10 protein-coding genes, 1 pseudogene and 1 riboswitch are annotated in these 11960 nt (G+C 45.9%); of the genes and pseudogenes, 3 read left to right on the plus strand and 8 right to left on the minus strand.

All coding sequences use genetic code 11. The annotated features are described in order from the left end of the window. Positions 1 to 146: 146 nt before the first annotated feature. The gene (locus A8140_RS15370) at positions 147 to 602 is read left to right on the plus strand and encodes an RNA-binding protein (protein ID WP_033000719.1); all 456 of its coding nucleotides are present in this window, start codon (positions 147 to 149) and stop codon (positions 600 to 602) included. Here the strand turns inward: A8140_RS15370 and murI are convergent. From murI to A8140_RS15385, 3 genes and pseudogenes are all read right to left on the minus strand, one after another. After that, on the minus strand, positions 565 to 1371 hold the full coding sequence (gene murI / locus A8140_RS15375; RefSeq protein ID WP_005536727.1) for a glutamate racemase: 807 nt from the start codon (positions 1369 to 1371) through the stop codon (positions 565 to 567). The genes A8140_RS15370 and murI overlap by 38 nt on opposite strands. Positions 1372 to 1411: 40 nt before the next feature. After that, positions 1412 to 2083, minus strand: a pseudogene (locus tag A8140_RS15380) (Dph6-related ATP pyrophosphatase). An 83-nt stretch (positions 2084 to 2166) separates the two neighbouring features. Next, complete coding sequence (locus A8140_RS15385) at positions 2167 to 4041, minus strand: TonB-dependent receptor domain-containing protein (RefSeq protein ID WP_005536729.1); 1875 nt, start codon at positions 4039 to 4041, stop codon at positions 2167 to 2169. A gap of 58 nt (positions 4042 to 4099) precedes the next feature. Then, a riboswitch (cobalamin riboswitch) is annotated at positions 4100 to 4300 on the minus strand. A gap of 184 nt (positions 4301 to 4484) precedes the next feature. Here A8140_RS15385 and trmA point away from each other — a divergent pair. Further along, positions 4485 to 5594 (plus strand): tRNA (uridine(54)-C5)-methyltransferase TrmA, encoded by a 1110-nt coding sequence (gene trmA / locus A8140_RS15390; RefSeq protein WP_005536731.1) that lies wholly within the window; start codon positions 4485 to 4487, stop codon positions 5592 to 5594. A gap of 80 nt (positions 5595 to 5674) precedes the next feature. Here the strand turns inward: trmA and A8140_RS15395 are convergent, their stop codons facing one another. Together A8140_RS15395 and fabR are read right to left on the minus strand one after the other, a co-directional pair. After that, a complete protein-coding gene (locus A8140_RS15395; protein ID WP_005430908.1) occupies positions 5675 to 6040 on the minus strand; it encodes a YijD family membrane protein in 366 nt (121 codons plus the stop codon). Further along, positions 6040 to 6681, minus strand: coding sequence for an HTH-type transcriptional repressor FabR (gene fabR / locus A8140_RS15400; protein WP_005430912.1), 642 nt, complete (start codon positions 6679 to 6681; stop codon positions 6040 to 6042). The genes A8140_RS15395 and fabR overlap by 1 nt, the downstream gene beginning before the upstream one ends. 261 nt (positions 6682 to 6942) lie before the next feature. On the opposite strand from fabR, the gene sthA reads away from it, so the two are divergent. Beyond that, positions 6943 to 8373 (plus strand): Si-specific NAD(P)(+) transhydrogenase, encoded by a 1431-nt coding sequence (gene sthA, locus A8140_RS15405; RefSeq protein WP_080619556.1) that lies wholly within the window; start codon positions 6943 to 6945, stop codon positions 8371 to 8373. A 68-nt stretch (positions 8374 to 8441) separates the two neighbouring features. Here sthA and dinF read toward each other — a convergent pair whose 3' ends face one another. The 3 genes from dinF to lexA all read right to left on the minus strand — a co-directional run bounded on the left by dinF (position 8442) and on the right by lexA (position 11742). After that, complete coding sequence (gene dinF, locus A8140_RS15410; protein WP_038863383.1) at positions 8442 to 9785, minus strand: MATE family efflux transporter DinF; 1344 nt, start codon at positions 9783 to 9785, stop codon at positions 8442 to 8444. Between the two features lie 307 nt (positions 9786 to 10092). Next, complete coding sequence (locus A8140_RS15415) at positions 10093 to 10887, minus strand: class I SAM-dependent methyltransferase (protein WP_005535671.1); 795 nt, start codon at positions 10885 to 10887, stop codon at positions 10093 to 10095. A gap of 234 nt (positions 10888 to 11121) precedes the next feature. Further along, a complete protein-coding gene (gene lexA / locus A8140_RS15420; RefSeq protein WP_005438488.1) occupies positions 11122 to 11742 on the minus strand; it encodes a transcriptional repressor LexA in 621 nt (206 codons plus the stop codon). Positions 11743 to 11960 lie beyond the last annotated feature (218 nt).

Raw genomic sequence — 11960 nt, forward strand, 5'->3', positions numbered from 1 at the left:
ATGCGTTATATCTGCATATTTCTTCGTCACATTTGAGACATATCACAGCAATTGGTTGGAAAAACACCAACCATATACGTAAGATCCATGTGTCTATTTTATTAATAGGCAGACAATCTCTTTATCATCTATATGTAGTAATCAAAATGACGTCTAAAAAAAATCTGACTTTGTGTGCTGGGTTGGCGGTCACTGGGGGAATCATCTTCTCTCAGTTACCTGTGCCACCTGCCTTGAGCTTTGTTATCGGTGTTATCGCTACTGCTTTTCTTTTTTCACTTTCGAGCAAAACACCTGTTCTTCAATCTTCGGATTCCGATCCTTCAACTAAAACGCTGTATGTCGGCAACCTTCCTTATAAGGCTAATGAGAGTCACGTTCGTGATTTGTTTGCTGTGTACGGACAGGTTTACGCGGTACGCTTAATGAAAGATAAGCGTACAGGTAAAAGAAGAGGGTTTGGTTTCGTAGTGATGGCAGCGGCAGATGCAAAACCTGCTATCGCTAAACTTAATGAGAAGGAATATATGGAGCGTACGCTTAAAGTGCGTATTGCAAACGACCCTAAACACCCGGAAGGCGGTAAACCTGAACAGGATTAAAGCCTAAGTTCGCCAAACAGGTATTCAGTGCATCTTCTTGCCAAGGAGGTGCACTGGCATAAATCTTCTTACTCCCCTCTTCTCTACTCTCTTGCTTCATCTCATTAAGCAATAATGCTTTCACACGACGCGCAATGGCTTCACCCGAATCAACTAACGTTACTTCACCACCCAATGCTTGATGTATTTCTTCTTTGATTAGAGGGAAGTGGGTACAGCCCAGTACTGCGACATCTACTTTATTACGCAGTGGGAGAAGAATGCTTTCCAGCTCTGAAAGAGAAATACTTTCACCACGCAGCTTTTCTTCTGCCATATCCACTAGTCGAGTCGAGCCTAATAACTCGACAGGTTTACCTTGAGCAAAGTCGCGAATCAGTTCATGGGTATATTGACGAGTCACTGTCGCTGGCGTAGCAATTAAACCAACGCCTTGAGAGGCAAGTAGTGATGCCGGCTTTATCGCAGGAACTACACCAACAACTGGGATAGATAGATTAGCACGCAGTGAAGGCAGCACTGTGGTACTTGCGGTATTGCAAGCGATGACCACGATGTCAGCTTGATGCTCTTCGACCAACGCTGCCACCAGCTTATTAACGCGAGTAATCAACACATCTTGATCGAGCTCACCATACGGATAGGCTTCGTTATCGAACAGATACAAGTAATCCATATGTGGCAGAAGTCGGTGGATTTCTTGGAAGACCGATAACCCTCCGACACCGGAATCAAACACTAGGACTTTTTTCTTACTTGATGCTCGCACGAGTCTTACCTGCAAATTAGAGACTCGGCGATCATACTGGTTAGATTTGTTTTGGCAATGCTTTGGCTTGGTATCTTTGATGACTGAATCGCTCCCCTATTTCCACTTCAAGCATAGTCAATTCTATATGTCCTTGGAATGAAGGAGTTGATGTCACCAATGTATGGAATTCGCCATACTCTCCACAGGGGTCAACCGCTGAAGGTAGGCTGTCGATAAACTCTTGCGTATACCACTGACCGCAATAACTTGAATCCAGCAGCGTTCCATCCGTTGTAACCACCAGCGTTGTGATACCTTGCTCAATAATCTCTTCGGCAAGCTCGCGACTGCTTTCTCCTAATAGCGGAAAGACGCACTCCCAGCCTGCTGGTTCAATGTAACTGCGGCGGTATGCCTCGATACCATTGCAAAACATATCGCCAAACGCGACCGCTTCTACATTCAGTCCACTGTTTTGTAATGCATTAACGATAGTCGATTGATAAATATCGTTACTCGGGAACACTTCTGGCAGCTCAATAGTAATGAGAGGAAGACCAAGTAAGTCTGCCTGCATTTGCACAACCTCTAATGGCGTCGCTTGGAAAGGCACTTAGGTGATGTACAAGCCAACCACCTGATAAAGGGGATTCTCGTTGAGTCGCTCCAACGTTAGCGTAGAGTCTTTACCACTCGACCAGCTGACTACGACACGTTTTGCTTTTGTCATTAACTTTCCTCGTTACCTATTTCCACCAGCTTCTTTATGCACAATAAGAAAGACCGCCGATGTGGCGGTCTTATTAGATTTGATTAGAAGCGGTAGTCAGCAGAGACAAAGTACTGGCGCCCTGGTGTCGCGTAGCCCACGTACATCTCGTAATCTTTATCAAAAGCGTTACTTAGTTTCGCGTTGATATCCCAGTTTTGGTTTACGGCGTAAGAAGCCGTAAAGTTCCATAGGCTGTAGCTCGGCAACCTTGTGCTGCCATTAAAACGTTCACCTTGGTAAAGATACTGCGAGCCCAACGTCCATTGGTCAAACGTCGCGTAAGCGTTCCACTTAGCACCACGCTTAGAGCGGTAAGCGAGTTGGGTATCTTCTGCACCAGACTTATCAACAGGGTCTTTATAATCTAGGTAAAACTCATGAGATACGATATCTGTATCGAGTTTCACTTCTAGTTCGACACCCTTGATCTCGGCTTCACCAACATTTTGCATGCCAGCTCCTTCCCAAATCAACATGTTCTCAATTTCGTTGTAGTAACCCGTTACCGTCCAATCAACAATCGATACAGCACCAGATAGCGACAGCTCGGTATTTTCTGATTCTTCTGGTTTTAGGTTTGGCATTTCGTAGCCTGGGTAATACAAATCAACAAAGCTCGGCGCACGGAAAGCAGTACCATGGCTCAGGGTTAACTCATAACCTTCGTAAAAACTCCAACCCGCAGCAGTTTGCCACGTGGTGTTGTTACCAAACTGGGTGTTGTCGTCATTACGTACACTTGCTTCTAACGTCCATACGTCATAAGCGTATTGAGCAATGGCGCTTATACCAAAGTTGGTTCTTGGGTTCTTTTCTGGATCGTAACTCTGGGAAGGTCCCCAATCACTTGGTGCAATGTAGCCCTTAGAGAGCTTTTCTGTGCGGTAGTCCAAACCACCACCAACGCTCAACTCTTCGTTTACGCTATACGAGTTCAACCAAATCGCATTGAACTGCTCAATAGCAACGTGATCGCCGGTTGATTTGCTTTGACCTGATTTATGGTCGTAGTTGTCTTGCTGGCCGTAAGCCAGTTTCAATTCAGATGAGTAAACGTCTTTGTTGTATTCCAACGACAGATCGGCGCCGACATACTCTACTTCACCGGTTTTCTTCTCGTGCTTATCAACCGTGCCCCATGCAGGATTACCATAGCTACTGTTGTCGTAATCGTACTCATTGTTGTAAGCACTCACCCCAACGTAACCAGACAAGTTGTCAGAAAAGTTTTGTTGGTAGCCTAGTTTTAGGTTGAGCGTTTCAAAGCCGTGCTCATCGCCATCATTTACACCCGGCAACGGTTTCACATTGAAACCATCGGTTTTCTCGTAGCCTAGAACACCTTTAAAGTGTTTACCGTCACCTACCGGCTTAGAGACAAAAAACGTCCCTTTCTTATGATTGTCCGAACCATAACCTGCGGTCACATGACTGGCATCACTATCAATGTTCGCACGAGTAATAATGTTGATTACACCAGAAATCGCTTCTGAGCCATAAATAGAAGCACGCGCACCACGAATGTAGTCGATACGCTCTATAGAGTTGATTGGAAACTGATTAAAATCGACGCCGCCCATAATCGCACGAGACATACGAACCCCATCGACTAAAACAAGAACTTGGGATGGACTACCCCCTCGCACATAAATAGAGGCGGATTGACCACGTCCACCGTACTGGGCAACTTCAACACTCGGTAGTGTAAGGAACACATCAAACAGGCTGTTTGCTTGCAAACGCTCAATATCTTCTTTAGTTACCGTAACGGTTTGTGCGAGAACCGCACCATCAATTTGCTGGAATCGGTTTGCAGTAACGACAACCGTTTCGTCTGCCGAGGCTTCTTGAGCCTGTAAATAAAAGGTAGGTGAAAGCAGCGATGCACACGTGATCGCAAGAAATGTTTTTCTCATTGTATTGTCCTAAATCGCGTAATTCCTACCGAGCCCTACTCATATTGAGCAGTCCAGTGCTGTGGCTCAGTTGCTGGCAGGTATTCGGACTTAAGAGCGAGATTACATCACCTACTTGCTCGACTTCCCACATAAACTAATGCAGTGTCTTGTTGAGCGTTCGTTCTCCTTTACCGCTGCGCGTCAGTTCTGGATTTCCACCAGATTCCCATTTCAGCCATCTAGATTGCTAGATAGCACCAGCTTGGGGCAAATACTATTAAGCTATTGATTATTTGTCCAGCCAATATTACCCCTGACAATTGTAACGATTTGGTTCATTGGTGTATCAACTGACACAGAACACACTATCTTTAAATCAATTAGGGTACAAAACTGGACATCCTATTGAGATTGAATAAAATCTGCGCTCTTAAATTGAATGCACCATAAAAGGTAAGATCATGGCTACTCTTGATGTAAACCCACAACGCTACCAAGAACAACTGGCTGAAAAAGTCGAACGTCTGAACGATATGTTCGCGCCATACAACGTGCCAGAACTGGAAGTGTTTGAATCACCAGAGCAGCACTACCGCATGCGTGCTGAGTTCCGTGTTTGGCATGAAGGTGAAGACCTTTACTACATCATGTTCAACCAAGAAACTCGTGAGAAATACCGCGTTGACCAATTCCCAGCAGCAAGCCGTCTGATCAACGACCTGATGCCACTATTGGTTGAAGCGATGAAAGACAACGAATCGCTACGTCGTAAACTTTTCCAAGTGGACTTCCTATCAACGCTCAGCGGCGAGATTCTGGTTTCACTGCTTTACCATCGCCAACTTGATGAAGAGTGGATTGAAAACGCGAAAGCCCTTAAGCAGCGTTTGAATGATGAAGGCTTCAACCTAAACATCATTGGTCGTGCTCGTAAGATGAAGATTGTCTTAGACCGCGACTACGTGATCGAGAAGCTAGACGTAAATGGCCAGAGCTACATCTACCAACAAGTTGAAAACAGCTTTACTCAGCCAAACGGCAAAGTCGCAGAGAAGATGTTGGAATGGGCGGTTGACTGTACTCAAGAAAGTACGGGTGACCTACTAGAACTTTACTGTGGTAACGGTAACTTCTCTCTGGCGTTGGCTCAAAACTTCGATCGCGTACTTGCAACAGAACTAGCGAAGCCATCTGTGGTTTCTGCGCAATACAACATTGCAGCGAACGAGATTGATAACGTACAAATCCTACGTCTATCAGCAGAAGAGTTTACTCAAGCAATCGAAGGTAAGCGTGAATTCCGTCGTCTACAAGATGCAGGCGTGGATCTGAAGAGCTACAACTGCAATACGATTTTTGTCGATCCACCACGCTCTGGTATGGATGTCGACACTTGTAAAATGGTGCAAGGTTACGAGCGCATCATGTACATCTCTTGTAACCCAGATACTCTGAAAGAGAACTTGGACATTCTATGTCAAACCCACAATGTGACGCGTTTTGCTCTGTTTGACCAGTTCCCTTACACACACCACATGGAAGCGGGTGTACTGTTGGAACGTAAAGCGTAAGAACGTAAAGCGTAATCCACCAGCCTAAGGCATAAAAAAAGCGAGCTCAATGGCTCGCTTTTTTGTTGGATTCGTTTTGCTTATTCAGCGGTGGTCTTCTTTTCCATGAAACCCAGTTTCTTACCGATCCACGCTAGGAGAATCATTGAAACCAGAATCGCGAAGAAGTTAGAGCCTGCTTCTGGGTATTGCGCTTTGATAAACGCAGAGTGACCAAATGCACCCACGAAGAAACACGCCAGACCAACAAGTGGGATATCTTCTGATACTGGGTTGTTAAGATATTCTTGGTAAAGCGCCTGTACAGCTAGCACGAGTGCAATCAGAGGGAAGATGGAAAAAGACACTTCGCTCATGGTCAACCATGACAACAAAGCATCACCACACATACCTGCAACCAGTGCCAAAATCAGCGTTTTCTTTTCAGATTTATTTCCATTCGACATTATTCTATTCCGCCTTTTAATCGGTTACGTTCACGTTCTTTGCGATACCAATAGGCCCCTTTGGCTATCATTCGCAATTGCATGATCAATCGCTCGGCGAGTTCATCGCGCTCACGTCGATCTAAATCTAAAGCTTCTGCACCGGAGCTAAACACCAAAGTGACCGACGCCTCAGCTTGAGTAAACGCCTCTTCTTTGGTCATGCCCGTGCTCATTAAGTACTCAGTTAATTCTGCCGCAAAATGCTGAATTTCTCGAGCGACGGCAGTACGAAATTCAGAAGAAGTGCCAGAGCGCTCACGCAACAATAAGCGGAAAACGTTAGGACTACTTTCAATGAATTCCATGAAGGTTTCAACTGAAGTTCGAATCACACTGCCTTCTTTAACAATACGCTGACGCGCTTGGCGCATCAGTTGGCGTAACAATAAACCGCCTTCATCCACCATGGTTAAGCCCAGCTCATCCATATCTTTGAAGTGACGGTAAAAAGAAGTTGGTGCAATCCCTGCCTCTCGGGCAACCTCACGCAAGCTGAGATTGGAAAAGCTGCGATCCGCACTAAGTTGATTAAATGCCGCATCGATCAACGATCGACGTGTTTTTTCTTTTTGCTGCGCGCGGATTCCCATCGATTTCATTCTTTAACTTGCTCTTTTTCTATTGGGTACGAGAGCTTCAATATAACGCATATCGCCCCCACGTATAAAGCGACGTTATCTACCGATAAGCGGCGAGCACGTTACTATTGCCATGCATCCAATTGCAATATTCTCGCTTCAAATAGTAGACATGCAGCATGCCAATTAGTTCTTTTGGGCGATTCTGCGTGATCACTTCCACTCTCTAGCAGGCATGACATGTTCCCAATAGAGTAAATGAGTTAAAATCCCGCTACAGCAATGTTAAACAAATATAACAAGGAAGACATCATGGCGCATGCTAATCACTATGACGTGATCGTAATTGGTAGTGGCCCGGGCGGTGAAGGGGCGGCAATGGGATTGACCAAAGCCGGACTGAACGTCGCTATCGTAGAGAAGGAAAGCAGTGTTGGTGGCGGTTGTACGCACTGGGGAACCATACCATCCAAAGCATTGCGTCACGCGGTTAGCCGTATCATCGAATTCAATAGCAATCCTCTATTCTGTCGTAATAACACCAGCCTTCATGCAACATTTTCTGACATTTTAGGTCATGCGAAATCGGTCATTGATAAGCAAACTCGACTTCGTCAGGGCTTTTATGATCGTAACTCCTGCACGCTTTTGTTTGGTACTGCACGCTTCATTGACAAATACTCCATCGCAGTGATGCAAAGTGATGGGACGGAAGAAGTGTACTCAGCGGATAAGTTTGTTATCGCCACGGGATCTCGTCCATATCAACCAAATGATGTCGACTTCTTGCATGAACGCATCTACGACAGTGACTCTATCTTGAGCCTGAAACACGACCCTCGCCACATCATCATTTACGGTGCGGGCGTGATTGGTTGTGAATACGCATCTATTTTCCGTGGCCTAGGCGTGAAGACCGACTTGATTAACACTCGCGACCGCCTGCTCTCTTTCTTAGATAACGAAGTCTCAGATGCATTGTCTTACCACTTCTGGAACAGTGGCGTGGTAATTCGTAACGATGAAACGTTTGAGAAAATCGAAGGCACAGAAGATGGTGTTATCGTGCATCTTCAATCTGGCAAGAAGATGAAAGCCGACTGCCTACTGTATGCCAACGGTAGAACGGGTAACACAGACAAACTCAACTTACCTGCGGTTGGACTTGAAGGTGATTCACGTGGACAACTCAAAGTAGATGGTAACTACCGTACAGAAGTGGAACACATCTATGCGGTCGGCGATGTGATTGGCTACCCTAGCCTAGCGAGTGCAGCGTATGACCAAGGTCGTTTCGTGGCACAAGCCATCACTAAAGGACAAGCTGACGGCAATCTGATTGATGATATCCCAACGGGTATCTACACCATTCCAGAAATCAGCTCAGTAGGTAAAACCGAGCAAGAGCTGACTGCTGCGAAAGTGCCTTACGAAGTGGGACGCTCTTCGTTCAAGCATCTCGCTCGTGCACAGATTGCAGGTAAAGACATCGGCAGCTTGAAAATCCTCTTCCATCGCGAAACCAAAGAGATTCTTGGTATTCACTGCTTTGGTGAGCGCGCCGCGGAAATCATCCACATCGGTCAGGCCATCATGGAACAAAAAGGTGAAGCCAATACGATTGAATACTTCGTCAATACCACCTTTAACTACCCAACGATGGCAGAAGCGTATCGCGTAGCGGCACTGAACGGGTTGAACCGATTATTCTAATTCAATTGGGCTGCCATGATCCAAAAGCAAAAACAGCAGGTGTCGACCTGCTGTTTTTTTATGTGTAACTAGGCAAGAAAGCTTCCCTTGCGCCATTGATAGAAGAAGATAGCGCCGAGTCCAATCCCTCGCATTGCCATGAAACTGGTCATCGCAAACCACAGCGCATGGTTTTGCCAGCCAGAGAACAAAAAGAAAATCGCAAAGAAAAAGCAAGTCGCTACGAACATACTGTTTCGCATGTCTCTACCTTTAGTGGCACCAACAAATATGCCATCAAACAGGAAACACCACATCGATGCTAATGGCATGACCACCAACCAAGGCAGATACACCGACGCTTGCTGCTGCACCGCTTCAATCGAAGTGATCATGGCGATCAAGTGCGATCCCGCCAAACCAAATACTACAGTCAAACCTACACAGATGATCAGGCTCCAAAAGAAAGTACCAATCAACGAAGCACTGAGCTGCGCTCGGTCTTTGGCACCAATCGCTTTGCCTACCATGGCTTCCATGGCATAAGCGAAACCGTCCATGCCATAGGAAATCATCATCAAGAAACTCATCAATACTGCATTGGCCGCAACCACATCATCACCAAAGCTCGCGCCTTGGAAAGTCATAAAGCTAAACGTAGCTTGTAAACACAGCGAGCGTAAGAAGATGTCGCGATTGAGTTTTACGAACCGACCTAACCCATGTTGAGTATCAGTTAGCAGAATCTTAGGGGATGGCAATTGGCGTGCACGCCATGTTTTCCATACGCACATCAAGCCAAACGCCATGCCTGAGTAATCAGCAATCACCGACGCTAGCGCTGCCCCTTCTACTTTCCAGCCCAAACCAATCACAAACAGTAAATCGAGCGCAATATTGGTTACGTTGGTGATGATCACCATCCACATTGGGGCTTTGGAGTTTTGCGTTCCGAGCAGCCAGCCCAACAGCACAAAGTTCATCAGCGCTGCGGGGGCACTCCATACACGAATAGAGAAATATTGCATGCCGTAGTGCTTCACTTCTGCACTGGCATCACTCCAACCAAATATCAGATCCGCGATCGGGTTATGGGCAATAAGGAAGACTAACGCAAACAGCAATGCCATGAGTGAGCCTTGCATAAACACCAAGGCGAGTTGCTTTCGGTCTTCACCACCATAGGATTGCGCCGCTAATCCAGTGGTCGACATACGTAAGAAACCAAGCAACCAGAATGTCACACTGATCATGGTGCTACCAAGCGCAACACCGCCTAGATACCAAGCGTGTTCAAGGTGACCGATCACCGCAGCGTCAACCAAGCCCAAGAGTGGAACAGTAATATTCGAAAGTACCATAGGGATAGCGAGCGCTAACACTTGGCGATGCACTTGAGGATTCGATAAAGGAGAAAAGATAGAGTTTGTCACAGGCACCTCGTTGTTTAGATCAGCGAGTGTACCTGAGTACTAAGGGTCTGTTGACCTTTAGAGCTTATTTTTGCAGCTGTTTGTGGGTTCTTACTATTCAATCAAAAAAGAGAAAAGTTTGAAATACAGTAACTCAGTACAAGAGAGCCACAAAGCTGCCCAAGGGTTCGGCTAAAAGCGCTTTACTCTTTGTTGATAGGTCATTGCTTAGAGTGACTAGGCGGCTAACCTATCGTCACGATTAAAACGCTTTTATCTCGAACAAAATTTAACCGCAAAAGGTAAACAGACCCTCGAGCCTATCCAATTACCACTTGATGTGAACGAGGACTGGCGTGAGGCGATGCTTCAACATTGGGATCTTATTTAGCCAACGTTGCCATACTTTCCAGCGTGAGCAGAATCGGTCGAATGGCGAGAAAGCTTTCACCCATTGTGCCCATGGTAACCAATGCAGTACTTGTTGTGCTGGTGCTTCAAAACCATGTGCATACGTATCTGAGCCGAGCTTCTGACCCCATTTACTTTCGGTTAGATCACCCGCTAATACCATGCACACTTCTGCCGAAACAAAATGGCGCCCCAGAGTTTGGATAAAGGTTGCGACGCGTGATTCATCACAATCGAGTAAAGCCATCTCACACAGAATCAATACTGGTGCTTTTTCGGGAATGCGTAGTTCATCTAACCAACTCATGTCTTCTACGCTGCCGCAACGATGCTCGTAACGTTCATTTTTGTGGAACAATCGCTGACGCCAAACTAGATTCTCAGTGACATCCAGTTCAATCCAGTGACAACGACCATTGTCCAAACGGTAGAAGCGCGTATCTAAACCTGCACCAACATTGATGATCCAAGCGTCTGAGTGTTGTTGAAGAAAGTGACTAACCTGCTGATCGCACAACTGAGTTAAAGTCACGTGCAATAGTTGCTTCTGATCGACATCACCACTGATACAATCTGGTGCCATCTTGCAGCTCAAACACGCTTTTGCGGCGATTGGATCGTACACCAAACCATTGTCGACCATGCTTTCGCGGCTACGCAAAAACAACGGTTTCAACAGATGATTGGGTACGTGATGTTGAGGCTTGGACATGGGCATTTCCTTGCGCCGAAAAGAAAATGGTTAAATGGAACTAGATGATAATAAATCTCAATATCACTTGCAAGTTTTAACGCGACAGCCAAACGCTCTGAATCAGTGCGAGCGTAACTATGCTCGGAAGAAAAGAAATATGCTTTGAAGAAAATAAAAGTGGGAATAGAAAGTGCAGAAAACACAAAGCCCAGCAGAACGCTGGGCTTTACTAGAATTCTTGAGGTAAGAAACCTACATCCAGTCAGTGTTACGGATGATGCCAACCGCCAGACCTTCAATCGTCAGGTGTTGCGATGTTAGGTCAACTTGGATCGGTGAAAACTCTTCATTCTCTGCATGCAGTAGAACTGTAGAACCTTTACGCTCTAAACGCTTCACCGTCACATCATCATCAACACGTGCAACCACAACTTGACCGTCGCGCACATCTTGAGTTTTGTGCACAGCCAGCAAGTCGCCGTCCATAATACCGATGTCTTTCATACTTTCGCCGTTTACGCGAAGTAAGAAATCTGCTTTTGGCTTGAACATCGCAGGATCCACTTGGTAGTGAGACTCCACATGCTCTTGAGCCAGAATCGGCTCACCAGCAGCAACTTGACCAATCAAAGGCAGACCTTGATCGTCGTTTGCCGCATCTTCAAGTAGGATTCGAATCCCGCGAGATGCGCCTGGAATAATTTCAATCGCTTGTTTACGAGCAAGCGCTTTTAGGTGTTCTTCTGCGGCATTCGCAGAGCGGAAGCCAAGCTCACGCGCAATCTCTGCACGAGTTGGTGGCATTCCGGTGTCTTCGATTTTGCTTTTAATCAAATCGAAGACTTGTTGTTGGCGTGGCGTTAACGGCTTCATATGTCACCTGTCTTTTTATACAGTTAACTGTGAGTATATCCAGTAAATGGACAAATGAAAACCCAATTGGTTGTTTTTTAATTTATTTGCGCCAGTTTCAGATCCTACCCACAAATCTTAAGCGAACATGCGTTTTAAACACGAAACAACCAATTCGTCTAATGAAAGCAACAACCCAGGGGTTAGACTAATTTCCGCTCAATAAAATTAAAAGGTTT

Origin of the sequence: Vibrio campbellii CAIM 519 = NBRC 15631 = ATCC 25920, assembly GCF_002163755.1 — a bacterium.
GTDB lineage: Bacteria > Pseudomonadota > Gammaproteobacteria > Enterobacterales > Vibrionaceae > Vibrio > Vibrio campbellii.